Source organism: Leisingera sp. ABM4_103 (assembly GCF_056158685.1).
In genome coordinates this window covers 1635658-1662155 of record NZ_JBSWTU010000005.1, presented here as the reverse complement: position 1 = coordinate 1662155, position 26498 = coordinate 1635658, and the positions used below count along the sequence as shown (strand labels likewise).

The window sequence follows — 26498 nt, the reverse complement described above, 5'->3', positions numbered from 1 at the left end:
CGACCTGACGCCACCTGGCGTCAGATCCGCCTTTCCTGCATCAAATAGGGAGTTCCCGCACTGAAATTGTTGCTTTAAGAAACGGGTAATCTCATATGGCAAACGATCAGCCTGGAGAGGAATATCCACCGGTGACGCCCGTGATGCCCGAACGCCTGCATGAAAACGCAACCCCGCCCCGGGACCACGGCGGCAACCTCAGCGCGGCGATGGCCGAATTTGGCGGCAGCCGCAACGGCTGGATGGACCTGTCCACGGGCATTAATCCGCACCCCTACCCGCTGCCGGAGTTCACCGCAGGCGACTGGGGGGCGCTGCCGGATGCCGATGCCCTGGCGGAGCTTGAGAACGCAGCGCGAGCTTTCTGGAACATTCCGGAGGAGGCCGCCGTTCTGGCCGCGCCGGGTGCTTCGGCGCTGATTGCCGCCCTGCCCGCCCTGGCCGCACCGCGCTGGGTGCAGATCTCCAAGCCCACCTACAACGAACACGCCGCCTCCTTTGAAGCCCGCGGCTGGAGGATCCGCGTTGACGGCCCCGCCGAGGCCCGCGTGGTTGTGAATCCGAACAATCCCGATGGCCGGCTGTGGAACGAAGAGCAGCTCTCCTCGCCGCTTACCATCATCGACGAAAGCTTCTGCGACGTCTGCCCGGATCAGAGCCTGATCCGCATGGCCGCCCGCCCCGGCGTTGTCGTCCTGAAAAGCTTTGGCAAATTCTGGGGCCTTGCAGGGCTGCGGCTGGGGTTTGCCATCGGCGACCCCAAGCTGATTGCCAATCTTGCCACCTGGCAGGGCCCTTGGGCCGTCTCCGGCCCCGCGTTGCGCACCGGGGCGATGGCCTTGCAGGACCGCCCGTGGGCCGATGCCACCCGAACCCGTCTCAGACAGGATGCCGCGCGGCTGGATGAGCTGGTGCTGGCCAAGGGCGCCAGCCTGGCTGGTGGCACCGATCTGTTCCGGCTCTACAACGTGGAGGATGCTGCCGCCTGGCAGCGCCAGCTGGCCAGCGCCCATATCTGGAGCCGCATTTTCCCCTACTCCCGAACCTTTCTGCGCCTGGGCCTGCCGCCTTCGGACGGCTGGGACCGGCTGGAGGCGGCGCTATGAGCACCGCTGCGATGCTGGCCCTTGCCCTGCTGCTGGACGCTGGCTTTGGCGAGCCGAAATGGTTGTGGTCCCGTTTTACCCACCCAGCAGTTCTGATGGGCAAGGCGGTCGGATTTCTGGACCGCAAGCTCAACACCGGCAGCAACCGCCGCGCTCAGGGTGTGCTGGCGGCGCTGGCGCTGGTCCTGTGCGGCTATTTCGCGGGCAAACTGCTGGCGCTGCCCGGGGCGCTGGTGGAAATTCTGGTTGCCGCCGTCCTGATCGCCCAGCGGTCGCTGACCGAACATGTCACCGCGGTCGCCAAGGGGCTGCGCAGCAGCTTGGCGGAAGGCCGCGAGGCGGTGGCGATGATCGTCAGCCGCGACACGGGCTCCATGTCCGCGCCGCAAGTTGCGCGCTCCGCCATCGAAAGCGGGTCGGAAAACCTGTCCGACGGTGTCATCGCGCCCGCCTTCTGGTTCCTGATCGCTGGACTGCCGGGGTTGATTATCTACAAGATGATCAACACCGCCGACAGCATGATCGGCTACCGCAATGACCGGTACAAAGACTTTGGCTGGGCTTCCGCCCGGCTGGACGACCTGCTGAACCTGATCCCGGCGCGTCTGACCGGCCTGCTGATCGCCCTGGCCGGCGGCCAGTTGCGCCACTGGAGCGCCATCGCCGCCGACGCCCGCAAGCACCGTTCCCCCAACGCCGGCTGGCCTGAGGCTGCCATGGCGCGGTCGCTGGACACTGCCCTGGCCGGCCCGCGCTCCTACGACGGCCAGATGCGCGACTTTCCCTGGGTCCACGCCGAAGGTGCCAAAAGCGCCAGCGCCGAAACCATCACCCGCTCGGTTACCCTTCTCTGGCAAACTTGGGCAATTGCCTTGGCTCTGACCATTGCCATTACCTTGATTCTCTAGCAAATAGGGTCACGTGGGAGCGGAAAGACAAGGAGCGCCGAAGCCATGCGCCTATTGCCCTTTGCCCTCGCGGTGGGCCTGCTGCCAGCGGCGGCCGCAGCCCAATGCGGCGGCGGCTTTCAGAATTTCGTCAATCTTTTGAAAGACGAGGCGGTCCAGGCCGGCTACGGCATGAGCACGGTTAATGCCTTCTTCGACGGCACCCGACAGGACCGCCGGGTGCTCGAGGCCGACCGGGCACAGGGAGTATTCCAGAAGCCCTTCACAGATTTTTCGCGCCGCCTGATCTCGCAAGACCGCCTGCGGCGCGGTCTGAAGATGTCGCAAAAGCACGACAGCACCTTCCAGCGGATCGAAAGCACCTACGGCATCAGCCGCGGCGTACTGCTGGCCTTCTGGGCGTTCGAGACCGACTATGGCGGCTATCAGGGCGATTTCAACACGCGCGACGCGCTGGTGACGCTGGCCCATGACTGCCGCCGCCCGGAGCTGTTCCGGCCGCAGGTCTTTTCGGCGCTGGAGATGTACCGGCAAGGCAATTTCGACCCAAAGCGTACAACTGGTGCCTGGGCGGGTGAAATCGGCATGGTGCAGATGCTGCCCAGCGATATTCTGGAGCACGGCGTCGATGCTGATGGCGACGGCAAGGTCAGCCTGAAAACATCTGCCGCCGATGCGCTGATGTCCGGCGCCCGGATGCTGTCGCACCTGGGCTGGCAGCCGGGGCAGCCCTGGCTGCAGGAAGTCACCATCCCCGACGGGCTGGACCTGTCGCTGACCGGAACCGCCCGCAAGAAAACCGTGGCGCAATGGCGTGAACTGGGCGTTTCAGCCCGCGAAGGCAGCCTGCCCGATCCCTCCATGCGCGCCTCCCTTCTGCTGCCGCAGGGCCACAAAGGGCCGACTTTCCTCGCCTACCCCAACTTCGATGTCTACTTCGAGTGGAACCAGAGCTTCACCTACGTGCTGACCGCCGCCTATTTCGCCAACCGGCTGGAGGGCGCAGAGGTCTACCACGCCGGCAAGCCCGAAAGCGGCTTGACCGGCACCCAAATGAAGCAGCTGCAACAGAAACTGCAGGCACGCGGCCACAATGTCGGTGATATCGACGGCATCCTCGGCGCCCGCACCCGGCTTGCCGTTCAGAAAGAGCAGAAACGCCTCGGCCTCCCCGCCGACGCATGGCCCACCCCTGCGCTGCTGAAGGGACTCTAACGCACCGGGAACCGCTCACCTTTCTCGGTGATCAGGATCACCCGGCTGCCGTTGCGGACGTACAGATCGCAGCGGGCAAACCCATTGGCGAAATTCACGCAAATGCTGCCATCCTCGGCAATCCGGTAGCTGCCCCAGGCAGTGCCGCCGCCGTTCTCCAGCGAATAGGTGTAGGAATAGGCGCCATCGCGGCCAAAAAGCAACTCGCCGCCGTCATAGAAGCGGAAGGACTGCCCGGCCAGCGCCTCCAGTTCAGTGCGTGCGAACGGGGCATCGCCCGGGCGCAGCTCCCAGTCCGCGGCCTGAGCTGTGCCAGCCGCCAGGCAAACAATAAGGGGCATGATCCAATTCATGCCCCCACCCTAACGCTTGTATTTTCAACCGGCCGTCACGATGCGGTGACAGCGGCACTTACCAGTCGATAAAGGTCTCGAAATCCTGCATCGCCCGGGTCCACAGGCTCACCGCTTGCGCAAAATCGTCCGGGCTCATGCCGTCGTCGCCAAGAAACAGGTCCATCTCGATCCGCGCCGAGCCTTCCTCGGAGATGTAGCCGCGGGCAAAGCGGTTCTCGGTGTTCCACTCGTTGATCTTGGCCAGGCGCACGCTGCCTTCGGTCTGGTAACCTGAGAAAAACTGGATGGCGTCGCAGTCGACGTTGTTGTCGCAGCCGTAGTAATAGACAGAAAAATCGTTTCCGTAATACTCGACCTTGACGTTCGGATCGCCGACGCTGTCGGTGGTCAGCTCTACCTTGGCGCCTTCATCCTTAAAAAAACCGGCAACGCTTTCCCCGGTCTTGGCCACCACGTTCTGGGCCGCCGCCGCAACCGGCAGCATCAGAACCGCAGAGGCGGCAATTGCCTTGAGCATATTCATTTGCATCTCCCAATAAACTTTGCACGCCTTCGCCTGTCCCCACGGCGCCGGCCTGCTCAGGCCACCATCGCCTCTGCCTTCTTCAGGTCAACGGAAACCAGCTGGCTGACGCCTTTTTCCTGCATGGTGACGCCGAAAAGCCGGTCCATCCGCGCCATTGTCACCGCGTGGTGGGTGATGATCAGGAACCGTGTGTCGGTCTGGCGGCACATCTCGTCCAGCAAGTCGCAGAAACGGGTGACGTTGGCATCGTCCAGCGGCGCGTCGACCTCGTCCAGCACACAGATCGGCGCCGGGTTCGACAGGAATACCGCAAAGATCAGCGCCATCGCGGTCAGCGTCTGCTCGCCGCCCGAAAGCAGCGACAGGGTCGACAGCTTCTTGCCCGGCGGCTGGCACATGATCTCCAGCCCCGCATCCAGCGGGTCGTCGCTTTCGACCATCACCAGATTGGCCTCGCCGCCGCCGAACAGATGGGTGAACAGCATGGCAAAGCTGTTGTTCACCTGCTCGAACGCGGTCAGCAGCCGTTCGCGGCCCTCGCGGTTCAAACTGGCAATCCCGTCGCGCAGGGTCTTCACCGCGCCTTCCAGGTCCAGCTTCTCCGCTACCAGCGTATCGTGCTCGTTCTGCACCCCGCGGGCGTCCTCCTCGGCACGCAGGTTCACCGCGCCCAAGGCGTCGCGCTGGCGCTTGTAACGGTCGACATCCGCTTCCAGGCTTTCCGAAGGCGGCATTTCGTCCGGTGACACGCCCAGTTTCTCCAGCAGCGCCTGCGGCGTGATCTGCTGTGCCTCGATGATCCGGCCCGCGGCCTGCGTGACCGCGTCCTTGGCCGCGTCACTGCGCGCCTCGGACCGTGCCCGCGCCTCGCGCGCCTCAGAGGCCAGCCGTTCGCACTCACGCTCCTTGTGGACCGCTTCGCGCAACTCGGCTTCCGCGGCGATCAGCGCCTCGGTGGCGGTAGACTTGCGCGCTTCCGCTTCAGAAATCGCCTCGTTCAGCTCTTCCCGCTTTTCCGCGATCTCCGCCGGAACCGCATTGGCCTCTTCCAGCTCCTCCTGCGAGGCCTCGCGGCGCTCCGCCAGTTCCTCGATCCGCTGCTTGGCGCTGTCCAGCCGGTGGCGCCAGCCCGACAGCTCCTTGGTCACCTCTTGCGCCCGCTTGGTGCGCGCTTCGCCCTCGCGGCGCAGCTCGTCATGGCTGGAGCGGTGGGTCAGCATGGTGATCCGCGCCGCCTCGACCGACTGCTTGATTTCCTCAACGGCCCCGCGCGCCTGATCCAGATCGCCCAGCTCGCCCAAGGCATTCTCCGCCTCTTTCAGCTGGAGGCCCGCATTCAGCGCGTCTTCTTCGTGGCGGGAGACCGCAATGCCCAGTGTCTCGAGCTTGGCCTCCGCAAGATTACGGTCCGCCTCGGCCCGGCTCAGCGCGCGGGCCGCATCGGCCACCCGCTGATCTGCAACCCGGCGCGCCTGGCGGGCGTTCTGGTCGGCTTGCGTCACCTCTTCCAGCTTGCGCAGCAGCATCTCATGCGCGTCGCGGGCACCGTCGGCCTTGGCGCTGACGCGCTCCATGTCCTGCTTCAGCGCCTCCAGCTTGTTAAGCTGCTCCAGCCGCAGCGCGGCAGCGCTCGGCGCATCCTCGGCCCAGGCCCGGTAGCCGTCCCAGCGCCACAGGTCGCCCTCAACCGTCACCAGCCGTTGCCCCGGCTTGAGCTGCGCTTGCAATCCGGCGGCTGCATCTCCGTCCACCAGCCCGATCTGCGCCACCCGGCGCGAGAGCGCCTCCGGCCCGGAGACAAACAGCGCCAGCGGCTGCACGCCCTCCGGCAGCGCCGCGTCGTGGTCATAGCCCGGCAGGGACACCCAGCCGGTCGGCCCGTCCGCCTCCGCCAGCGGCGCCCGCAGATCATCGGCCAGCGCCGCGCCCAAGGCTTTTTCATAACCCGGCGCCACGGTCAGCTCGTCCAGGATCTGGCCGCCCTCCGCGGTGTCGCGCTCCACCAGCTTGGCCAGCGCAGTCACCTCGGCGCGCAAAGCGCCCAGCTCCCCCTCGGCCTCTGACCGCTGCGAGCGCGCCTCTGCTTCAAGGCTTTGGGTCTCCGTGCGCAGCTCGTCCGCGGCAGCCAATGCCTCCTCCGCCACTTCAGAGGCCTCGCGGGCCTCTTCCTCGGCGGTCACGGCTGCTTCGAACTTCTCCGAGGCCAGCTCCAGAGCCTCGCGCGCCTCGCCCTGCGCGGCACGGGCCTTTTCCGCCTCGGCCTCAGAGCGGCCAAGCGCCCGCTGGCAATCCTCGACGGCGCGGCGCGCCGACTGGTGCCGGGCCGCCAGACGGGCGACATCTTCAGTCACCTGCGCCAGATGGTCCTCGCGCGCCTGCAAAATCGAGCCCGCATCGCGCGCCAGCTCCGCCGCCTCCGCCAGACGGCCATCGTGCCCCTCGCCGGCCTTTGACAGCTCGCGCTGCTCCCATTCCAGCCGCTCGATGGTTTGGCCCGCGTCGTTGTTCAGACCGGACTCGCGCTCGATATCATTGCCCAGCTGGACAATCCGGCTGCTAAGCCGCTCAATGGCTTGGCGCGCCTGCGCCTCCTGATCGCTCAGCGAATCCCGCTGCACCACCAGCCGCTGCAGGATCGCCGCAGCAATCGCCTCCTCCTCGCGCAGGGGCGGCAGCTTTTCCTCGAACGTGCCACGCTGCGCCGCCGCCGCGCGCACCAGCGCCTCGGCCTTGGACGCCTGCTCGACACGCACCCGCAGCTCATCCTCGGCAGTCAGCCGCGATTCATCCGCCTCGCGCCAGCGCCGGTACAGCAGCATGCCTTCCGCCAGCCGCAGCTTCTCACCAATCTCGCGGTAACGCTGCGCCTGCCGCGCCTGCTTGGCCAGCTGCGACAGCTGCGCCGCCAGCTGCTCGATCACGTCATCGACGCGCAGCAGGTTCGCCTCGGTGTTCTTCAGCTTCAGCTCCGCCTCGTGGCGCCGCTGATAGAGACCGGAAATCCCCGCCGCCTCTTCCAGGATCCGCCGCCGCGCCTTGGGCTTGGCGTTGATCAGCTCGGCAATCTGCCCCTGCCGCACCAGCGCCGGCGAATGCGCACCCGTCGAGGCATCGGCAAACAGCATCTGCACGTCGCGCGCCCGCACGTCCTTGCCGTTGGATTTATAGGCGCTGCCCACATCGCGGGTGATCCGGCGCACGATTTCCAGGATGTCGCTGTCATTGAACCCGGAGGGCGCCAGCCGTTCCGAGTTGTCGATCTGCAGGCTCACCTCGGCAAAGTTGCGCGCGGGCCGCGAGGACGTGCCTGCAAAGATCACATCCTCCATGCCCCCGCCGCGCATCGCCTTGGCGCGGGTCTCGCCCATCACCCAGCGCAATGCCTCCAGAAGATTGGATTTGCCGCAACCGTTTGGACCCACAACCCCTGTCAGCCCATCGGCTATGACCAGTTCGGTAGGATCAACAAAGCTTTTGAAGCCGTTCAGCCTGAGCTTGGAAAACCGCAAAGCTGCCCCTTCGTGATTCCGTATCGAGAAAGTTCAGCGGTTCCTACCTGTTGAGTCAACGCTCCGCACCCCCAAATCGGGGCGAATTCTGTTCAAACCACACCATATCTTGTGGATAACCCGCAGGTTCCGGCGGTGTTTTGCCCAGCAGCAGGCTGCCCGGCCTCATACAGACCGCAACAGCCGCCCCAGCCGGGCAATCCCTTCCTCGATAGCCGTATGGTTGGAATTGGAGAAGCTCAGCCGGATCGTGTTCTGACCGCTGCCATCGGCAAAAAACGCCTGCCCGGGGACAAAGGCCACTTTCTCCGACTCCAGCGACCGCGCCAGCAGGTCCGCCCCGTTCATCCCCTCCGGCAGCGTCACCCAAACAAACATGCCGCCCTCGGGCCGGGTCCAGTCCACCCCCTCCGGCATGTGTTCCTCCAGGGCCGCCAGCATCACATCCCGGCGGCGCTGATAGACCGCGCGCAGCTGCTCCACATGCGCGTCAAAACAGGCTTCGGCAACACCATGAACGGCCATCTGGTTGATGGTCGACGTATGCAGGTCTGCCGCCTGTTTCAGCAGCACCATCTGCGAGATCACAGGCTTGGCCGCCACCGCCCAGCCGATCCGCAGCCCGGGTGCCAGCGTCTTGCTGAAGGTGCCGCAGTAGACCGTCCGGCAGTCCTCGATCGAGCCCTTCTGCTCCAGCTCCAGCGCCAGCACCGGCGGCACCGGCTCCCCGTCATAGCGCAGCGACTGATAGGCGGCGTCTTCGATGATGGCGCAGTCCAGCGTGTCCGCCAGTTCCAGCAACCGCAGCCGACCGGCGCGGTCCAGCGTCTCACCGGTCGGGTTGGCGAAGTCCGGCGACAGATAGGCAAATTTCACCGCACTGCCCGCCTCCGCCGCGCCCTCGGCATAGCTCTCCGCCGTGCGGTTGCCTTTCAGTGACAGCCGGTCATAGCGCGGCTCATAAGCGTTGAACGCCGCAAGCGCCCCCAGGTACGTCGGCCAGCCCACCAGCGCAGTGTCGCCAGGCGACAGGAACAGCTTGCCAAGGTAGTCTAGGGCCTGCTGAGAGCCGGAGGTGATCAGCACATTTTCCGCCTCGCAGGCAATCCCGATCTTCGCCATCTCCCGCACGATCCACTCACGCAGCGGAAGGTAGCCCTCGCTCACCGAATACTGCAGCGCCAAAGCCTGCCGCTCCGGCGTCAGCGCCGCCTGGTAGGCCTCTGCAAACTCCTCCGCCGGGAACAGCGCCGGGTCCGGGATGCCGCCGGCAAAGGAGATGATGTCCGGCTGATCCAGCAGCTTCAGCAGTTCGCGGATTTCCGACGCCTTCATCCGAGCATTCCGGGTGGCAAAGATCTGGTTCAGCTGCATGCCTGTCTCCTCGCGTATGATCTAGGGTCACGGTAGGAGAGTGCAAAACAAAGTCAACAAAGCTGACCTACTGTTACAGCCTTCGTGATCCCTGCCCGCCCTTGCAGCTGCCTCTCGCGCGTGGTCATATGTTTTGACCAATTCAGCAGAGCGCAAAGATGCCGTTTCAGAAAGTCCAGCCCGAGAAACTCTCCGCCTCCGTCGTCAAGCAGATCGAGCAGCTGATCCTGCGCGGCATTCTTTCGCCTGGCGAACGCCTTCCCGCCGAACGCGAGCTGGCCGAGCGGCTGGGCGTCTCCCGCCCGTCCTTGCGCGATGCCATCGGCGAGCTGCAGGCGCGCGGCCTGCTGGCGTCCAAGGCCGGCTCCGGAGTGTTTGTCGCAGACGTTCTTGGCTCCGCCTTCTCGCCGGCCCTGATCCAGCTCTTCGCCACCCATGACGAGGCAGTGTTCGACTACCTCTCCTTCCGCCGCGACATGGAAGGGCTGGCCGCGGAACGCGCCGCCCGCTTTGGGTCCGACTACGACCTGCAGGTGATCCAGGCGATCTTCGAAAAGATGGAGGCGGCCGGTAATCCAGCCACCTCCGAGGAAGCCGCCAAGCTCGACGCGCAGTTCCACTCCGCCATCATGGACGCCAGCCACAACGTGATCATGCTGCACATGATGCGTTCGATGTTCGACCTCCTGCGCGAGGGCGTCTTCTACAATCGCCGCATCATGTTCCAGCAGCACACCACCTATGAAGCGCTCTTGGAACAGCACCGCGCCATCAACGCCGCCCTGCAGGCCCGCGACCCGCAGGCCGCCCGCACCGCGGTTGAGGCGCATCTGGACTATGTCAAACAGGCCCTCACCGACCACCAGCGCGCCGAGCGCAACGCCGAAGTTGCAAAGCAGCGGCTGGAGCATGAGACAGGCAAGGGGTGACGATGAAGTTTAATGACCGATATGCCGGACATACCAGACTTCCGTCGTTTTTTTCGAACGGCCGGTCCTGCTACGGGAAGTTGATTTCAGCTGCAGTGACCTGACTTATCAGACCGCCCGTGTTCACCGCACTATAGATAGACTTGGGCGGGCGGACGGCTCCATCAACGCGGCGGCACACCCAATTCCTTGCTTCCATTGATTTCAATGACTGCGACAACGCCCGATCTGTTATCGAAGGCAGGTTTCGCTTGATGTCGCTGAAATGGCTCGGTGTGTGGAGCGAAGTCAGAACCGGCACAGTCCACGACCGGCGCAGCAGGGGCTTATCTTCCTCTGCAGAAATGCCGTGGATCCTATTGGCGATGGCCGCGGCCGCCCCCCCCAACTGTGTGAGCCGGAATTCCGGGCGCAGCGGATGACCGTAACCAGGGTTTCGTTCAACCAGGCCCAGTCCGATCAAATGGTCCATACTTTGCCCAAACGCGGTCCTGCTTGCACCGGTCGCAGCCAGTAGCGGAGCTTGCCGCCCTACGACACCTGAATGCAAACTCGACAGTATGGGCATTGCCCAAGCCCTTGAAGTGATGTTGACAAGCATTACAATGTCCATAAAATATAGTTAGTATATTTTTATTCATAGGGAAAGCCCATGCCACTTGTTTCCGTAGACCACACCATCACCATCGCAATGTCAGTCAAGGATCGCCATGCGAGCGCAAAGTGGTACGACGCCATGTTAGGATTTGAACTGCTCTACCATGCTGATGATGCAGGCTGGTCCGAGCTTCAGACAAACACGCCCGGTGTCGCCATTGGCCTTGGCGAACACACCAAGCCCGTGCCCGGCAATTGCGTACCAGTCTTCGGGATCTCTGATTTGGACTCTGCCCGGCAAAAACTGGAACAGGCCAAGGTCAGATTTGATGGCGAAACGGATGTCGTCGAAGGCATGGTCAAGACCGCAACATTCTACGACCCCGACGGCAACGCCCTGATGCTTGCTGAGGATTTGACCGGAGGAGCTGGATAATGCTTGGGTTGCTTATCGTCTCTGGAACGCGTGTGCTTCAGTCGGAAAGTGTTTTTCCCACTTAAATCGTTTTCCCATAGCTGCCGGTTAAGACCTTCACAGCATCGGTTAAAACTGGCTCAGAACACCCCTGCCAAAAACAAAAAACCCGGCCACTCGGACCGGGTTCTTTTACCTTGTCTGTATCGGCCAGAGCTTAGTGCAGCTTGGCGTCCACATCCGCGATGGCGGCGTCGATCAGCTTGTTGGCCTCGGCCGCGGTCATCTGCTTGGAGATCACCTCATCCGCTGCGGCAACAGCAATCGAGATTGCCTGGTCGCGAACTTCCTTCACAGCCGAAGCTTCTGCCGAAGCGATCTGCTCCTCGGCAGCCGCCAGACGGCGGGCGATGGAGGTTTCCAGATCCGCCTTGGCAACTTCCGCTGCACGGGCAGCCTCGTCACGGGCGGCAGCCACGATCTGATCGGCCTGGGTCTGAACTTCCTGCTGCTTGCGCTCATAAGACGCCAGAATCGTCTGGGCCTCTTCACGCAGCGCGCGGGCTTCGTCCAGTTCCTTCTGGATGGCCTCGGCACGGTTGTCCAGCTGGTTGCCCAGCAGACCCGGCACCTTGGCCAGCAGCAGGATGCCGACGAACAGAAGGAAAGCCAGCAGAACAACGAAATCGGTGTTGCCCAGCGACAGGAACGGGCCTTCTGCAGCCAGCGCCGGGCCGGCCGCGCCAAAGGTCAGGGCAAGAGCGAGAATATTGCGCATGTCCTTATCCTTTCGTCCGCTGTGCAACTGCCGAAGCAATTGCGTCTTTGTCTGCCGATCCGCCCAGCGCGGTCACCAGCGCCTCTGCGGTCTCGGTGGCAACAGCCTTGACGCTTTCCAGCGCGCCGGCCTTGATTTCGGCGATCGCCTTTTCGGACTCGGCAGCCTTGGCAGCGATCTGCTCGTCTGCTTTGGCGATGGCCTCGTCCAGCCCGGCCTGGATTTCTGCGCGGGTCTCAGCAGCGATGCGCTGAGCTTCTGCGCGGGCATCCGCCAGAGCCTTGTTATATGCGTTTTCGGCCTCGACAGCCTTGGCTTTCAGGTCTTCAGCCGCGGCGAGGTCGTTGGTGATGGTCCCCTGACGCTCGGCCAGCACCGCAGCGATGCGGGGCAGCGCGACGCGCGACAGAATGAGGTAGATCACGACCAGGGCAACCGCGAGCCAGAAGATCTGGTTCCCGAAGGTCGAGAAGTCCAGCTGAGGCATGCCCGGAGCAGACCCGTGCGCTGCGTCTGCCGCGCCGTGTGCTGCGTCTTGCGTATTAGATGCCATGTCGTCCTCCTTGGGAACTTGCCGTTACACCGGGCAGTGCAGGATCAAGCCGCACTGCCCGGCCGTAAGGAAATAGGTTCCTAAGGTCTTAGACGGCGAACATCAGCAGCAGAGCGACCAGGAACGAGAAGATGCCCAGTGCTTCTGCAAACGCGATGCCGATGAACAGGGTTGCGGTCTGGCCGGCAGCTGCCGACGGGTTGCGCAGAGCGCCTGCCAGGAAGTTGCCAGCCACGTGGCCCACACCGATTGCGGCTGCGCCGGAACCGATTGCTGCCAGGCCTGCGCCGACGAACTGACCGAGTTGTGCGATATCGCCTTCCATGATTTCTCTCCTTACGATGGAATGTGGTGATTTCTTAGGTGGGCAGGCCCCGTCAGGGCGCCTGCCCGCTTAGCTTTCAGATCCTGGCCTTAGTGGCTCGGGTGCAGTGCGTCCTTCAGGTACACGCAGGTCAGGATGGTGAACACGTAGGCCTGGATGAAGGCCACCAGAACTTCGAGGGCGTAAACTGCGGTGATCGCGAAGATCGGCAGGAAGCTGAACAGGCCCAGGGCGCCAGCGAAACCTGCGAACACCTTCAGAACCGCGTGGCCAGCCATCACGTTACCGGCAAGACGGATGGAGTGGCTGACAGGGCGCACGAAGTAGGAAATCAGCTCAATGATGGCCAGGATCGGGCGGAGCGCCAGCGGCGCGCTCGACACCCAGAACAGGCCCAGGAAACCGGCGCCGTTCTTGACGAAGCCGACGATGGTCACGGTGAAGAACACCAGCGCCGCCAGGATCGCGGTCACCGCGATGTGCGAGGTGGTGGTGAAGGACATCGGGATCAGGCCCAGGAAGTTGGCCATCACGATGAACATGAACAGGGTCATGATGTAGGGGAAGAACTTGACGCCGTCCTTGCCGGCCACGTCTTCAACCATCTTGTAGATGAAGCCATAGGCCAGTTCCGCCACCGACTGGGTGCGGCCCGGCACGATGGCGCGGCGCGAGGAACCCAGCACCAGCAGCGCGAACACGGCCAGAACCGCCAGGCCCATCCACAGGGTCACGTTGGTCGGGGTGTACCAGGAGACGTGGTCACCGCCGAACAGCGGCTTCACGATGAACTGGTCCATCGGGTGGATCGCCAGCTTTGATTCCGCCGGAGCGAAAATCAGGCCCGACACTACGACCAGTGCCAGAACTGCGAAAAAGAAAATTTTGCCCATCGGTCCGCTTCTCCTGTCGCCGGCAGCCGATCCCGTCGGATCAGTCCCGGTCTTGCGCATTTTTTTCGGCCTCATCGGCCAGTTTCTTGTCCTGGATCTCCTGCGCGCTGCGAAGCATCGTCTTCACCCCGGCCGCAAGCCCCAGCAGTATGAACAGCACCATGAAGATCGGGAGCGTGCCAAACAGCTGGTCGAGCCCGTATCCGATGCCAAAGCCGATCGCGAGACCGGCCACCAATTCGATCACCATCCGCCAGGCGAGGTTCGCCATCGAATAGTGCTCATCCGCGCGCGGCTTGGGCTCCTGGGCCTTACGCGCCGCCGCCAGCTTCTCCTCCAGCTGCGCCATGCGCTGCTTTTGGTCGTCGTCGGTCACGGGCGCCATCCTCACGCGAATTTCTGTGAAGGGTGCTAAGGCCAAGGGGCTAAGGAGTCAATTACAAGGATTGAAGATTCAAATTCGGTTTAAGCTGTTGAAAACAAACAAGCAAATCCGCAACAACACAAGCCGCGCCGCCGTGCCGCAGCCACCGTTAGCGCCAAACCGCCCAGGATTCCATATTCAACCGAAAGGTTGATTTTAGCGGACAGGCCGCCGCGGCAGCCGCATTCGCACGATCCGTCCGTCGATCAGCAACAGCCCCAGCAGGATTGCCGCCATGCCCCACAGGTGTTCCGCCAGCAGTTGCTCCTTCAGGATGTAGGTGCCCAGGAACAGGGCCGAGACCGGCGCGATCAGTGTCGGCAGGGTGATGTTGGTCGGCCCCACTTTGGGCAGCACCCAGTAAAACGCGATGAAGGCCGCCGAGGTCAGCACAAAGCCGATCACAAACAGCGAGGCCCAGGTCTCCATCCGCGTGACATGCGGCAGCCCTTCGCTCCAGATCGCCAGCGGCGCAATCGCGGCTGTGGCACCGGTCAGCGCAATCGCAACCAGCACCACCGGCTCCATATCCTTGAAGCTGCGCGCGATGTTGACCGAGAAGGCATAGCACAACGGCGCGCACAGGGTGATCAGCACCGCCCAGGCCTCCGACGACTGGCCGCCCTGCAACAGCGGCAGCGACAGCAGCACGATGCCGAGGAAGCCGCACAGCACCCCCAGCGACTTCACCACCGTCGCCCGCTCGCCGCCGGGCCAGAAATGCGAGACGACAACGGCCATCGCCGGGGTGGTGGCATTGACGATCCCGGCCACGCCGCTGGCGATATGCTGCTGGCCCAGCGCATAGAATGCAAAAGGCCCGGCATAGCTGAGCACGCCAAAGCCGAACAAAGCCAGCCAGCGCCCCGGCGCCGAGGGCACAGGCTTCCTCGCCGCCAGCACATAGATCCAGCAGCCCAGCGCGCCGAACCCCACCCGCCCCATCGAGACGGACAGCGGCCCCAGCTCACGCAAAAGGATCGCATTGAACATGAACGACATGCCCCAGCCGATGCCGAGGATGAAAATCACCAGCCAGTACTTCAATGCCATGCCATCAATCTCCGCGCCTGAAAGGCGCTACCATGACGGCTCAGGACCGATTGTCAAATCCCCGGGCTGTGGATAGGAGTGAAGGCATGAGCGATCCTCTCGACATTGTCTTTGCAGCCCTGGCCGACCCGACCCGCCGGGCGATCCTCACCATGCTGCTGGAGGATGACATGGCCGTCACCGATGTGGCGGAACCGTTCGAGATGTCGCTGGCGGCGATTTCCAAGCACCTGACGATCCTCACCCGCGCGGGCCTGATCGCCCAGGAAAAGCGCGGCCGGGTCAAATGGTGCAAGCTTCAGCCCGACGCCATGCGCGCGGCGTCGGTCTGGATGCAGGGCTTCGGCCAGTTCGAGCCGGTGAACCTGGATGCCTTCGAGCGCTTCCTCGAAGCCGAGCTGAACGCCGAAGACACCCAGCCCGAAAGTTAGCGCACGACAAACACCGACGCTTTGGAATGGCGCACCAGATACCCGGCATGGGAGGTGGTGATGTAATCCAGAAGCCGCGGCGCATGGCTGCCGGCAATCACCAAATCGGCGCCGGTCTCGTCCACCGTGCGGGCCAGGATGCCGTCCACCTCTGCCGCGACGTCGTTGGAGTGGACCGTGATGCCCTCCACTTTGACCCCGCCGGCCTTCCCGGCAATCTTGCTCTCGATCTTTCTGGCCAGCGAGGTCATGACTTCCTGAGCCGCGCCGTGGGAGTAAGTCTCCTCGGGAGTGCCGCCGTACACATTGACCAGGGTCAGGCGCGCACCTTCGATCCGGGCCAATTCCATCGCCAGGTCCAGCGCCTTGGACACCGGATCGGGCAGCCGCAGGTCCACCGGGACCAGGATGTGTTTGAACATGTCACGCTCCTCGTTTCCTGAGCGCGTTTCCTGTGTCTGTCATGGTAGCCGGGCCAGCCGCAGACGCCTTGACCTCCATCAAGCGCCGCTGGCCGGTGCCGCAGCGGTCACGCGGGCTGCTGCTCCCGCGCGCCCTCCAGCAGCATCACCAGCGCCACCACCGACATCGCCACCCCGATCAGCACCATGCCCGGCGGGGTGCCGCGGCCCAGCGCGATCTCCCACAGGATCACCCAGCTGGGAGTGAGGTAGGTATAGGCCATCACCTTGGCCGACGGCAGCCGCAGCGTCGCGTATTGCAGCAGCACAAAGGTGGCGGAGCTGGCACAGACCGCTAGGTAGAACAGACCGATCCACACGATGCCGGGCAGCTGCATCCAGTCGGTGGCCAGGATGTCCTGCCAGCCAAAGGCGGCCAGCAGCGCGCCGCCCGCCAGCAGCATTCCAAAGGTAAAGACCACGGCCGGCTCGCCCCGGTTCAGCTTGCGCACCATCGGCGTGTAGATGGCATGCAGCACACAGCCCCAGAAATAGATGATCTCGCCCTGGCCGATCTCGAACGCCGCCAGCGCGCCCAGATCGCCGCGCACGATCACCCAGACCGCCCCGGCCGCGCCCAGCGCCAGCGCCACGGCCATCCAGGGGGTGGTGATCTGGCGCAGCAGCAGCCAGCCGAACAGCGCACTCATCACCGGCACCAGCGTGAACACCGCCGCCGCGCTGACCGGCGCCGCCGTCTGCAGCCCGTAGAACATCAGCACGAAATAACCGCCAAACAGCCCGCCCAGCACCGCAAACCGCCACGGCGCGCGGAAATGGGCGCGCCGCAGTCCGGTGGTGGCCATCGCCGCTGCACCAATGACCACTGCCGCAATGCCAAACCGTGCCGCGTTCAGTGCCGCCGGCGCGATTTCATTCGCCACCATGACGCCCAGCGAAAACGACCCCGCCACCAGCGCCGAGAACATCAGCATCGCCAGATGCCCGCGCAGCGCCTCGCTCACAGCTGCCAATCCTTGACCTGCTCCTTCAGAAACTTCAGGAAGGCCTGCACCTTGGTGGTCCGGTGCAGGTCCACATGGGTGACCAGCCACAGAGTGCCTGCCCATTCTTCCTGCGGTGCCATCATCTCCACCAGATCCGGTTCCTGCCGCGCCTCCCAGGCCGCCATGAAACCGATCCCCGCACCACTGCGCACCGCGGACTTCAGGGTAAAGCCATCCGTGCAGCGAAAGGCAATCGCCTCAGCCGGCGCATTGGCCCGCAGCCAGCGCGAAAACGGTGCCCGGCTGCTCTCGTCGTCCTGGCCGACAAAGCGGTGATTGGGGATATCCTCCACCCCCTTCAGCAGTCCGTATTTTTCGGCATAGGACTTGGCGGCATACAGCCCGATCTGCTGCTGCATGAAGGGCTGCACCACGTTGTCCGGCTGATCCGGCGCATTGCCCGCGCGGACCGCCACATGCGCCTCGCCATATTCCAGCCGGAACAGCCGGTCGCCGGTCAGATAGCGGATGATCAGCCCCGGATGCATGTCCTGAAATTCCTTGAGCGCCGGCACCATCATCGGCGCAAAGGACGCCAGCGAGGTCACCACCAGCTCACCGGAGACATCATCGCCCTGCCCCTTCAGCCGCCCGACCAGCTGGCTGAATTGGTCATCCGTGGCCTGCGCCACCCGCAACAGGTCCTGCCCGGCCTCGGTCGGCGTATACCCGCGGGCGTGGCGCTGGAACAGCTTCACCCCCAGCCGCGCCTCGATCGCGTCAATGTGGCGGATCACCGTGGCATGATGCACCCCCAGCACTTCGGCCGCGCCGCTGACCGTGCCCATGCGGGCCACTTGATATGCGGTGCGGACCTCATCCCAGTTTTCCATGCCAGTCTCCCTGTCAGCCAAACTGCGCGCCAGTGCACAAATGGTGTTATTTGATCGTCGTTGCGTTCGAATTTGCAATACCCCAAATTCCTGTCAGCAACAAGCACAGGAACATGAAAATGACCCGCACCGTTCTCCACATCGACTCCTCCGCCCGCATCGAGGGCTCCGTCACCCGCGACCTCTCGGCCCAGATCGTCAGCCGCCTCGGCGCTGAGCAGGTGATCCGCCGCGACCTGGCCGCGCCGCTGCCGCTGCTGGACGGCGCCTGGGTGGGCGCCAACTTTACCCCGGCAGACCAGCGCAGCGACGAGCAGAAACAGCTGCTCGCCCTCTCCGACTCGCTGGTCGAGGAGCTGAAGCAGGCCGACACCATCGTCATCGGCTCGCCGGTCTACAACTTCTCGGTGCCCTCCACCCTGAAAGCCTGGATCGATCTGGTGGCCCGAGTTGGCCTCACCTTCCAATACACTGAAAACGGCCCCATCGGCCTGCTGGAAGGCAAGCGCGCCGTCATCGTCATGGCTTCGGGCGGCACCCAGGCCGGGTCCGACATCGACTTTGCCACCACCTACCTGCGCCACGTGCTGGGCTTCATCGGCATCAACGATGTTGAGATTGTGGCCGCCGACGCGATGTCGATCGACGCCGACGGTGCACTGGCAAAGGCCAAAGGCCAGATCGAAGCCCTGGCTGCCTGATCCCCGGCATCCCGGCAACGCCGCCAGCCCTCCCCGCGGAGAGCTGGCGGCGTTTTTTGCGTTTGGCAGGCCTATGCTGCCGTGCCAGTCTGCCCGTATCGGCATTTCAAGGGCGGGCAATTTGATGAAGAAGATCGGCATTCTCGGCGGCGTCGGCTGGGCCTCCACCATCGACTACTACCGCGCCATCTGCGAAGGTGCCGGAAGGTTCTTTGCAGACCGCGGCGCAGGTTCTCCGCTGCCGGCACCGCCGATCACCATCGAATCCGTGGTGCAGGCCCAGACCCGCGCGCTGCGAGGCCGCCCGGGGGATGAGGCCAGCTGGGCCGCCTTCGACGCCGTCTTCCGTGAGGCCATGCTGACGCTGGAGCGCGCAGGCTGCGACTTCGCCCTGATCGCCTCCAACACCCCGCACGCCCGGCTGCATGCGATACAAGAGGGTGTAATGATGCCAATCATCAGCATCTTCGGCGCCACCGCCAAGGCCACCGCCGAAACCGGCGCCGCGCAGGCGCTGGTGCTGGGCACTGCCGTCACCATGCAGGCCCGCAACTATGCCAATGTCCTTGCCGAACACGGCGTCAGCGCCAATGACACTCTCCCGGCGGCGGAGATCGCCGAAATGCAAGCGATGATCGACGAGGATTTCTACGGCGGCGCTTCAGCCACTGCGCAGGACCGCTTGCTGCGCTTCTGCACGCAACACGCCCAGCCCGGCACCGCCATCCTGCTGGCCTGCACCGAGCTTCCGCTGGCCTTCCCCGATCATACCGACGACGTCAGCTTCGAGGCCGGCGGCTTCCTGTTCGTGAACCCCTCCGCCGCCCACGCCGCCGCGGCGCTGGATCTGGCGCTGGAGGACGAAAAGGCCGGTTAGACCCAGTTCACCGCAACGCCGGTCTTTTCAAAGAACGCCATCACATCATCGCGCGTCATCGCCACCGTGCGGTCATTGACCAGCGGATGCATGTAAATCACATCCGCCTCCTGCGCCTGCGCATCCATATAGAAGGTGACGCCCTTCCCCGCGCCGGTGATCATCGCCAGCGGGCTGACCGCGCCGGGGCGGATGCCGAGGTTCTCCAGCAGCCGGTCGGCTGAGCCGAACGACAGGTTGCCCACGCCGATCTCCGCGCCCAGGCTTTTCAGGTCGATTTCCCGGTCCTGCTGCAGCGTCACCAGATAGTTCCGCTTCTTCTTGTCCCGCAGGTACAGGTTCTTCAGCCGCAGGGCGTTTTCGCCCGGCACCATGAACTCCCCCTCGACCGACTTGGCATCCTCCACCGTGCGCAGCGGCACATGGGTGTGCAGCCGGTAGGCGATGCCCCAGTCGTCCAGCTGCTTCAGCAGCGCATCCGAGGAGATGGGCAGGCTGTCCTGATAGGCCGATGACGCATCCATGATCTTTCTCCGCAAGTCCGTGTCGGGTTGCTGCGCAGATCACAAAAAACGGCCGCGGGGCGCAAGAGCTGTTCCGCCCCCTGCGCCCCGTTTTGCGCCAATTCAGATGGTGGGCAAGGCGCTGCGCCAGGCGGCGGGCAAATTGCCCACCCCGCAAAACCAGCCGTAGGGTGGGCGATTCCGCCCACCGCCCCGCCGGTTCACGCCTCGGCAAAGTCCGCCCGGCGCGCCTCCTCGTAGTGGTCGAAATCGGTGCTGAACCAGCCGGTGCCGCGGGTGGCGCTGGCCAGCGTGTTGCACAGCTCATCCTGCGCCGACATCGGCAGCAGCGTCTCGAACACATCCCAGCCCGCGACGCCATCCTCGGCCTCAAAGCCCAGGATCTGGCCCTTCATGCCGCTCACCACCGGCACCAGCCCGCCGGTGAACACCGACGGCACATGGATATGCACCCGCATAATCGGCTGCAGCAGCACCGCGCCCGCCTCCGCCAGCGCCTCCTTCACCGCGTTCTTGCCGGCGGTGCGGAAGGCATAGTCGGAGCTGTCCACCGAGTGATGCTTGCCATCTTTCAGCGTCACGCAGACATCCACCACCGGGTGGCCGTTCAGCCCCTGCGCCAGCGCCTCGCGCGCACCGGCCTCGACCGAGGGGATATAGTTCTTGGGCACCGCGCCGCCCTTCACCGTTTCCTCGAACACAAACCCGCTGCCGCGGGGCAGCGGCTTCACCTCGATCACCACGTCGGCAAACTGGCCTGCGCCGCCGGACTGCTTGCGGTGGCGGTGATGCACCTGCACGGATTTCCTGATGGTCTCGCGCAGCGCCGGCGGCACCGGCCCTTCCTCCACTTCGACCCCGAACTCGTCCTTCAACGCCTGCTTGATGCGGCGCATGTGCAGCGGCCCCTGCAGGTTCAGCAGCACATGGCCGCTGGCCTCCTCCTGCCCGACCACCAGCGCCGGGTCGATCTCCGCCAGCCGCTCCAGCGCGCCCGACAGCCGCGCATCGTCCTTCTCATGCACCGGGGTGATCACCCGCCGGAAGGTCGAGGGCCGCGGCTGCGCCCAGTCCGGCAGCGGCGCCGTCCCGTCCGGGCCATAGGCATAGCCCAGGTTCAAATGGTCCGACTTCACCGCCTGCCCCATATCCCCGGGCGTCAGGCGGGTGACGGCCGCCGAGCCGACACCGGTCAGCGATCCCAATGTTGCGCCGCCCACCGGCACGCCGTTGCCGACACTGCCGTCCAGCGCCCGCACCATCACCGTCTTGCCCAGATGCTTGACGAGATCCGCCATGCAGCCGACCGCAACCACCTTGCCATCCTGCGACAGCCGCTCCAGCGCCGCGCCCACATCCGGCGCCTCATGGCGCAGCGACTTCATCAGCCGCAGGATGCCGTTCTTGTGCTCGGCCGAGCCCATCAGCGCCGGGATCAGATCGTTATGCTGCAGCACCTTGGTGGCAACGTCGTAAACCTCCTCCGCCATCACCTTCTGATCCTCGATCAGCTCCTCCAGCAGCGTGTCGTCGAAATCCGCCAGCGCTTCCAGCAGCTCGGTCCGCGCCTCCTGCTCGCGCGCATACATCGCCACCGGCAGCTCAATCAGCGCCGAGGGCTTGCCCTCCTGGTACTGCCAGGCGCGTTCCGAAATCAGATCCACAGCACCCACAACCTGCCCATCCTCACGGATCGGCACCTGCCGCAGGATGATGTTGTGGCTGCAATAGGCCTGCAGCGCGGCCACGATTTCCGCCACACGGTCCGTTGCCTGGTCCATGCGGTTGACAAAAATAAAGGCGGGGATCCCCGCCTCTTCCACCTTGCGCAGGTACGGCGCGCTCAGCACCGCAGCGCCGGCGTCAGCCGGCACGCAGATGACGGCAGCGTCGCTGGCGGCCAGTGCCGGGCCCGCCTGCGCCAGATTGTCGGCCCCGCCCGCGATGTCGATCGCGGCCCAGTCCTCGCCCATAAATGAAAAAGGCTGCAAAGCGGCGACGCCTGCAGCCTCCTGCCGTTTACCGGCGGCGCTGTCCAGATTGGCCAGCGCCGTTGCAAGCGTTGATTTGCCGGACTGCGACGGTCCCAGAATAGTGAAAACGCGCATGTTCTCAGATCCTCCCATAGCTGATGCGGCTGCCCGCCAACGGCCGCGGACGCTAAGGTTCGCGCATCATGCCTGTTCTGAAGATCTGCCTCGATGCCCCTCCGGGCAGGCCCTGCCTGTGAGTGCGGCTGTGGGCCAACCTCCCGATGTTGGCCAAGCCACCCCCTCCGAGTCAAGCGCGCAGAAGGCGCAGCTGCGCTGCTTGCCGCTCATATCTGACGGCCAAGCCGCGAGTTTCCCCTGAACCGCAGCCTCCCCAAGGGTAAGCTGAAGCCATGAAAATCACCCGCAACACGCCCGGACAGCTGATCCTGGCAGACACGCCGTGGTTCATCGGCATTGCGCTTGCCCTGTTTATCCTGGCTTTCGTTGGCGCGGGCCTAGGCGCCGCCACCGGCGGTGAAAACCTCTGGTTCGGACTGGGCTTTGCCGCTCTGGGCGGCGGCATGGGGTTTGCCGCCTTCTGCCTGTTCGTGCGCCGGGTGCAGGTGATCCTCGACCGCCCCGGCGGCCGCATCATGATCCGCCGCCAGTCGGTGTTCGGCCACAGCCAGGTGGAGCACCGCCTCGCCGACCTCTCCCACGCCGAGGTGGAAAGCACCACCAGCCGCAGCGTGGGCCGCAGCCGCACGCTCTACCGCCCCGTTCTGGTGCTGGACAGCGGCATGAGCGCCGGACGCCACCCGGTGACCGAGGCCTACACCAACGGCCGCGGCCCGCATCGGCTGGCGGAGGCCATCAATGCCTGGTTGCCTGCCGCCGGCCCTGCAAAGGTTGACTCCGGCGGCCAATCCGCGTAACGCCTGCCCATACATCCGGGAGATCTGAGTCTTCCGGTCCCTGCCCGTGCCAGGGATCGCCCCCCACCAGCGTGTTACGCCCGTGGGGGCAAACCCGTTTGGTTTGCCCTCATGACGGACACGAGGACCGGCGGGCATTTGCGCATGGATCGCTTGTCCCCTACATACGGGGGCGCCACAGTTGAAACCGGCATCAGGAGGCCGCAGGCATGTTTGAAAATCTATCCGAACGCCTTTCCGGCGTCTTTGACCGGCTCACCAAGCAGGGCGCCCTCAGCGAAGAGGACGTCAAATCCGCCCTGCGCGAGGTCCGCGTGGCGTTGCTGGAGGCCGACGTCTCGCTGCCAGTTGCCCGCGACTTCGTCAAGAAGGTGCAGGAGCAGGCCACCGGCCAGGCCGTCACCAAATCGGTGACCCCGGGCCAGCAGGTCGTCAAGATCGTGCACGACGCGCTGGTCGATGTGCTGCGCGGCGACGAGGATCCCGGCAAGCTCAAGGTCGACAACCCGCCCGCCCCCGTACTGATGGTCGGCCTGCAGGGCTCCGGCAAGACCACCACCACCGGCAAGCTGGCCAAGCGGCTGAAGGAGAAAGAGGGCAAGAAGGTCCTGATGGCCTCGCTCGACGTCTACCGCCCGGCGGCGATGGACCAGCTGGCGGTGCTCGGCGCGCAGATCGGCGTCGACACCCTGCCGATCGTGCCCGGCCAGAAACCCGTCGACATCGCCAAACGCGCCAAGCAGCAGGCAACGCTCGGCGGCTACGACGTCTACATGCTCGACACCGCCGGCCGCCTGCACATCGATGAGACCCTGATGCAGGAGGTCGAGGACGTCCGCAATGTTGTCTCCCCGCGCGAGACCCTTCTGGTCGTCGACGGCCTGACCGGCCAGGTCGCCGTCGAGGTGGCCGAGGAATTCGACGCCAAGATCGGCATCTCCGGCGTGGTCCTCACCCGGATGGACGGCGACGGCCGCGGCGGCGCCGCCCTGTCCATGCGCGCCGTCACCGGCAAGCCGATCCGCTTTGTCGGCCTGGGCGAGAAGATGGACGCGCTGGAAACCTTCGAGGCAGACCGGATCGCCGGCCGCATCCTCGGCATGGGCGACATCGTGGCGCTGGTCGAGAAGGCCCAAGAAACCATCGAGGCCGAACAGGCCGAGAAGATGATGAAGCGCATGATGAAGGGTCAGTTCAACATGAACGACCTGAAGATGCAGCTTGAACAGATGCTCCAGATGGGCGGCATGGAGGGCATGATGCAGATGATGCCCGGCATGGGCAAAATGGCCAAGCAGGTGCAGGACGCCGGCATGGACGATAAGGTGCTGAAGCGCCAGATCGCTATGATCCAGTCAATGACCAAGAAGGAGCGCGCCAACCCCGCTCTGCTGCAGGCCAGCCGCAAGAAACGCATCGCGGCCGGTTCCGGCATGGAAGTGTCTGACCTTAACAAGCTTCTGAAGATGCACCGGCAGATGGCCGATGTGATGAAGAAGATGGGCAAGATGGGCAAAGGCAAGATGCTGAAACAGGCTATGAAGGGCATGTTCGGCAAGGGCGGCATGCCGGACATGGGCGGCATGGACCCCAGCCAGATGGACCCCAAGGCGCTGGAAGCGGCGGCCAAGGCGATGGGCGGCAAAGGCGGCCTGCCCGGCGGCCTCCCCGGTCTGGGTGGCGGCATGGGCCTGCCCGCAGGCCTCAGCGGCTTCGGCAAGAAGAAGTGACCACCAGGGCAGCATATCCCTGGGAGGCCGCAGCCTCCGGCGCGGCTGCTGCACTTGCGCAGCAGCTGAGCAGCCACGTGCCGCAGCTGGAAACTGCGCGCTTGGTGCTCCGGGCGCCCCGGCTGGAGGACTTCCCGGATTATGCTGCCATCCTGATGTCGGACCGCGCCCGCTATATGAACGGCCCCTTCAGCCGGCAAAGCGCCTGGCTGGATTTCACCCAGTATGCTGCAGGGTGGCAGCTGCGCGGAGCCGGCATGTGGACGGCTGAGCAGCGGACATCGGGCGTTGTCGCTGGTTTCTTCTCTGCCGGAATGGAATACGGCGACCGCGAACACGAGCTCGGCTACCTTCTCACCGCCGGTTTCGAGGGCCAGGGCCTGGCTGCCGAGGCCATTGCAGCCGTGCGGGACTTTGCGCTGACCGCATTGGAGCTGCCCTCACTGGTGAGCTACGTCGACCCGGACAACCTTCGGTCCGCAAAAGCCGCCGAACGATCCGGCGCGCAGCGTGACACCGATGCCGAGGCCGCCTTTGAAACAAAGGTTCTGGTCTACCGCCATCTGCGGCAAAATGGCGACGGCGGGATGGAGGCATACGCATGAGCTTCCATCAAATTTGCAGGAACCAGGCTGGCGCGGCGGCGGCAACGGCGGTCCGTTTAACAGAATATTACGCAGTCTCCCCGATACTCTTTCGCCGGATGGGTGAAAATTTTGCCGGGCGGCCCGCCGCCCGGGCAGAGGGGTATAAGATGACTGATGCGCAGAAGCCGTATCCGCGGCTTGTTTCCAAACGGCTGATGCTGATTTCTCCGGCCGATCCGGAGTTTGACGCCAATACCGCCTTCCTCGACGCGGGGGCGCCGCGCTTCATTGATGCGGCAAACGATCCCGACTCGCTGTGGTGGTCGATTGCCACCATCATCGGCCATTGGCACCTGCACGGCTACGGCCTGTTTGCCGTGGTCGAACGCAGCACCGGGATGACCGTCGGCCTCGTCGGCCCCTGGTTCCCCAAAGGCTGGCCGGAACCGGAACTGTCCTGGCACCTGATGGAACCGGGCCGCGGCAAGGGCTATGCGAGCGAAGCGGCGCAGGCCGTGCTCGACTGGCTGTTCTCCGAGGCCGGCTGGGACACGATCGTCTCCTACGTGCCGGAGGAAAACGACGCCTCCATCGCGCTGGCCCGCCGTGTCGGCGCCCGCCCGGAAAAACCGGTCTCCTTCCGCCTGCAGCCCGCGCCCAACATCCGCGCCTGGCGCCATATGCCGCCGCCCCGCGTGTCCGGCCCGCAGGCTGCACGGGGTATGCTGCACTGATGCGCCTGCTCCGGACCATATCCCGGCCCGGCCGCGCCCTTCCCGTGGAAGGAGCGCGCTGATGCCGTTTGACATCCCGGTGATCGAAACCCGCCGCCTGATCCTGCGCGGCCCCGAGCCGCAGGACTACCCGGACTTCAAGGCCACTTTCAGCTCCTACCGCTCCCGCTTCATGGGTGGGCCGCTGAACCCTTACGAGGCCTGGATGCTCTATGCCGCCGAGATCGGCCATTGGCAGGTGCGCGGCTTTGGCATGTGGATGATCCACGACAAGAACAGCGGCGAGACCTATGGCATGGCCGGCGGCTGGCAGCCCGCAGGCTGGCCCGAGCGCGAGATCGCCTGGATCATCTGGCCCGGTGCGGCCGGCAAGGGCTATGCGCTGGAGGCTGCGCACGCCGCACGCCGCCATTTTTATTCAAATCTGGGCTGGGAGACTGCGGTCAGCTATATCGACCCCAAGAATCTCGACTCGATCCGGCTCGCGGAACGGCTCGGCGCCAAGAAGGACCACGAGGCCGCCACCATCGACGGCAACGACGCGGTCTACCGCCACCCCGCCCCGGACGCCCTGAAGGACAGCCAGACCGCGCATGGCATCGACATGGAAATCGCCCATTATGCCGACCCGCTCTTCAAACCGGAGGGCTGGGCCATTGACTGATCAGCGCGCGGATACCATGTCGCTGCACTGCGGCGGTGCACAGGTGGTGCACACCCGCTGCACGCGCGGCACCCCCTTGG

General features: G+C 64.6%; 29 protein-coding genes. 13 read left to right on the top strand and 16 right to left on the bottom strand.

Annotated features, from left to right (window positions below):
* The first annotated feature begins 143 nt into the window (after positions 1–143).
* The 3 genes from cobD to ACXAED_RS09605 are packed head-to-tail and all read left to right on the top strand — an operon-like array spanning position 144 to position 3229.
* Positions 144–1106 (top strand): threonine-phosphate decarboxylase CobD, encoded by a 963-nt coding sequence (gene cobD, locus ACXAED_RS09615; protein WP_475053081.1) that lies wholly within the window; start codon positions 144–146, stop codon positions 1104–1106.
* Entirely contained in the window at positions 1103–2014 is a 912-nt protein-coding gene (gene cbiB / locus ACXAED_RS09610; RefSeq protein ID WP_475049179.1) for an adenosylcobinamide-phosphate synthase CbiB, read from the top strand. Before cobD ends, cbiB begins: the two co-directional genes overlap by 4 nt.
* Before the next feature lie 45 nt (positions 2015–2059).
* Complete coding sequence (locus ACXAED_RS09605) at positions 2060–3229, top strand: lytic murein transglycosylase (protein ID WP_475049178.1); 1170 nt, start codon at positions 2060–2062, stop codon at positions 3227–3229.
* Here the strand turns inward: ACXAED_RS09605 and ACXAED_RS09600 are convergent.
* The 4 genes from ACXAED_RS09600 to ACXAED_RS09585 form a co-directional block, all read right to left on the bottom strand.
* Entirely contained in the window at positions 3226–3570 is a 345-nt protein-coding gene (locus ACXAED_RS09600) for a hypothetical protein (protein ID WP_475049176.1), read from the bottom strand. The genes ACXAED_RS09605 and ACXAED_RS09600 overlap by 4 nt on opposite strands.
* Before the next feature lie 70 nt (positions 3571–3640).
* Positions 3641–4108 (bottom strand): YbjN domain-containing protein, encoded by a 468-nt coding sequence (locus ACXAED_RS09595; protein WP_475049174.1) that lies wholly within the window; start codon positions 4106–4108, stop codon positions 3641–3643.
* A 56-nt stretch (positions 4109–4164) separates the two neighbouring features.
* Entirely contained in the window at positions 4165–7620 is a 3456-nt protein-coding gene (locus tag ACXAED_RS09590; protein WP_475049173.1) for a chromosome segregation SMC family protein, read from the bottom strand.
* Between the two features lie 165 nt (positions 7621–7785).
* On the bottom strand, positions 7786–8994 hold the full coding sequence (locus ACXAED_RS09585; protein ID WP_475049171.1) for an aminotransferase-like domain-containing protein: 1209 nt from the start codon (positions 8992–8994) through the stop codon (positions 7786–7788).
* 158 nt (positions 8995–9152) lie between these two features.
* Here ACXAED_RS09585 and ACXAED_RS09580 point away from each other — a divergent pair, with 158 nt between their 5' ends.
* Positions 9153–9923 (top strand): FadR/GntR family transcriptional regulator, encoded by a 771-nt coding sequence (locus ACXAED_RS09580; RefSeq protein ID WP_475049170.1) that lies wholly within the window; start codon positions 9153–9155, stop codon positions 9921–9923.
* Between the two features lie 70 nt (positions 9924–9993).
* Here ACXAED_RS09580 and ACXAED_RS09575 read toward each other — a convergent pair whose 3' ends face one another.
* The gene (locus ACXAED_RS09575) at positions 9994–10536 is read right to left on the bottom strand and encodes a winged helix-turn-helix transcriptional regulator (RefSeq protein ID WP_475049168.1); all 543 of its coding nucleotides are present in this window, start codon (positions 10534–10536) and stop codon (positions 9994–9996) included.
* 39 nt (positions 10537–10575) lie between these two features.
* Here ACXAED_RS09575 and ACXAED_RS09570 point away from each other — a divergent pair, with 39 nt between their 5' ends.
* Positions 10576–10956 carry a VOC family protein gene (locus ACXAED_RS09570; RefSeq protein WP_475049165.1) on the top strand — a complete coding sequence of 127 codons (381 nt, stop codon included), beginning with the start codon at positions 10576–10578 and terminating at the stop codon, positions 10954–10956.
* Positions 10957–11152: 196 nt separating this feature from the next.
* Here ACXAED_RS09570 and ACXAED_RS09565 read toward each other — a convergent pair whose 3' ends face one another.
* From ACXAED_RS09565 to ACXAED_RS09540, 6 genes are all read right to left on the bottom strand, one after another.
* Positions 11153–11713 carry a F0F1 ATP synthase subunit B gene (locus ACXAED_RS09565; protein ID WP_475049162.1) on the bottom strand — a complete coding sequence of 187 codons (561 nt, stop codon included), beginning with the start codon at positions 11711–11713 and terminating at the stop codon, positions 11153–11155.
* Between the two features lie 4 nt (positions 11714–11717).
* On the bottom strand, positions 11718–12266 hold the full coding sequence (locus ACXAED_RS09560) for a F0F1 ATP synthase subunit B' (RefSeq protein WP_259958056.1): 549 nt from the start codon (positions 12264–12266) through the stop codon (positions 11718–11720).
* 88 nt (positions 12267–12354) lie between these two features.
* Complete coding sequence (locus ACXAED_RS09555; RefSeq protein ID WP_008553903.1) at positions 12355–12591, bottom strand: F0F1 ATP synthase subunit C; 237 nt, start codon at positions 12589–12591, stop codon at positions 12355–12357.
* 89 nt (positions 12592–12680) lie between these two features.
* On the bottom strand, positions 12681–13484 hold the full coding sequence (locus tag ACXAED_RS09550; protein ID WP_027235612.1) for a F0F1 ATP synthase subunit A: 804 nt from the start codon (positions 13482–13484) through the stop codon (positions 12681–12683).
* A 40-nt stretch (positions 13485–13524) separates the two neighbouring features.
* Positions 13525–13860 (bottom strand): AtpZ/AtpI family protein, encoded by a 336-nt coding sequence (locus ACXAED_RS09545; RefSeq protein WP_475049159.1) that lies wholly within the window; start codon positions 13858–13860, stop codon positions 13525–13527.
* A 204-nt stretch (positions 13861–14064) separates the two neighbouring features.
* Positions 14065–14961: a DMT family transporter gene (locus ACXAED_RS09540; protein ID WP_475049156.1), complete on the bottom strand. Its 897-nt coding sequence runs from the start codon at positions 14959–14961 to the stop codon at positions 14065–14067.
* A gap of 86 nt (positions 14962–15047) precedes the next feature.
* Between ACXAED_RS09540 and ACXAED_RS09535 the strand changes: the two genes are divergently transcribed.
* Positions 15048–15392, top strand: a complete 345-nt coding sequence (locus ACXAED_RS09535) for an ArsR/SmtB family transcription factor (protein ID WP_421056301.1) — start codon at positions 15048–15050, stop codon at positions 15390–15392.
* Here ACXAED_RS09535 and ACXAED_RS09530 read toward each other — a convergent pair.
* From ACXAED_RS09530 to ACXAED_RS09520, 3 genes are all read right to left on the bottom strand, one after another.
* The gene (locus ACXAED_RS09530) at positions 15389–15814 is read right to left on the bottom strand and encodes a universal stress protein (RefSeq protein ID WP_475049153.1); all 426 of its coding nucleotides are present in this window, start codon (positions 15812–15814) and stop codon (positions 15389–15391) included. The genes ACXAED_RS09535 and ACXAED_RS09530 overlap by 4 nt on opposite strands.
* Positions 15815–15921: 107 nt before the next feature.
* Positions 15922–16818 carry a DMT family transporter gene (locus ACXAED_RS09525; RefSeq protein ID WP_475053078.1) on the bottom strand — a complete coding sequence of 299 codons (897 nt, stop codon included), beginning with the start codon at positions 16816–16818 and terminating at the stop codon, positions 15922–15924.
* Complete coding sequence (locus ACXAED_RS09520; RefSeq protein ID WP_475049151.1) at positions 16815–17693, bottom strand: LysR family transcriptional regulator; 879 nt, start codon at positions 17691–17693, stop codon at positions 16815–16817. Before ACXAED_RS09520 ends, ACXAED_RS09525 begins: the two co-directional genes overlap by 4 nt.
* Before the next feature lie 119 nt (positions 17694–17812).
* Between ACXAED_RS09520 and ACXAED_RS09515 the strand changes: the two genes are divergently transcribed.
* Positions 17813–18394 carry an FMN-dependent NADH-azoreductase gene (locus tag ACXAED_RS09515; RefSeq protein ID WP_475049149.1) on the top strand — a complete coding sequence of 194 codons (582 nt, stop codon included), beginning with the start codon at positions 17813–17815 and terminating at the stop codon, positions 18392–18394.
* A gap of 124 nt (positions 18395–18518) precedes the next feature.
* On the top strand, positions 18519–19271 hold the full coding sequence (locus tag ACXAED_RS09510; RefSeq protein WP_475049146.1) for an aspartate/glutamate racemase family protein: 753 nt from the start codon (positions 18519–18521) through the stop codon (positions 19269–19271).
* Here ACXAED_RS09510 and ACXAED_RS09505 read toward each other — a convergent pair.
* Together ACXAED_RS09505 and ACXAED_RS09500 are read right to left on the bottom strand one after the other, a co-directional pair.
* Complete coding sequence (locus tag ACXAED_RS09505) at positions 19268–19795, bottom strand: prolyl-tRNA synthetase associated domain-containing protein (protein WP_475049144.1); 528 nt, start codon at positions 19793–19795, stop codon at positions 19268–19270. The genes ACXAED_RS09510 and ACXAED_RS09505 overlap by 4 nt on opposite strands.
* 200 nt (positions 19796–19995) lie before the next feature.
* Entirely contained in the window at positions 19996–21903 is a 1908-nt protein-coding gene (locus ACXAED_RS09500) for an elongation factor G (protein WP_475049143.1), read from the bottom strand.
* Positions 21904–22178: 275 nt separating this feature from the next.
* Between ACXAED_RS09500 and ACXAED_RS09495 the strand changes: the two genes are divergently transcribed.
* The 5 genes from ACXAED_RS09495 to ACXAED_RS09475 all read left to right on the top strand — a co-directional run bounded on the left by ACXAED_RS09495 (position 22179) and on the right by ACXAED_RS09475 (position 26418).
* On the top strand, positions 22179–22703 hold the full coding sequence (locus ACXAED_RS09495; protein WP_475049140.1) for a hypothetical protein: 525 nt from the start codon (positions 22179–22181) through the stop codon (positions 22701–22703).
* A gap of 209 nt (positions 22704–22912) precedes the next feature.
* Positions 22913–24433: a signal recognition particle protein gene (gene ffh / locus ACXAED_RS09490; protein WP_475049138.1), complete on the top strand. Its 1521-nt coding sequence runs from the start codon at positions 22913–22915 to the stop codon at positions 24431–24433.
* Positions 24430–25038, top strand: coding sequence for a GNAT family N-acetyltransferase (locus ACXAED_RS09485; RefSeq protein WP_475049137.1), 609 nt, complete (start codon positions 24430–24432; stop codon positions 25036–25038). The genes ffh and ACXAED_RS09485 overlap by 4 nt, the downstream gene beginning before the upstream one ends.
* Before the next feature lie 149 nt (positions 25039–25187).
* The gene (locus ACXAED_RS09480; RefSeq protein WP_475049134.1) at positions 25188–25754 is read left to right on the top strand and encodes a GNAT family N-acetyltransferase; all 567 of its coding nucleotides are present in this window, start codon (positions 25188–25190) and stop codon (positions 25752–25754) included.
* A gap of 61 nt (positions 25755–25815) precedes the next feature.
* Entirely contained in the window at positions 25816–26418 is a 603-nt protein-coding gene (locus ACXAED_RS09475; RefSeq protein ID WP_475049133.1) for a GNAT family N-acetyltransferase, read from the top strand.
* The last annotated feature ends 80 nt before the right edge of the window (positions 26419–26498 follow it).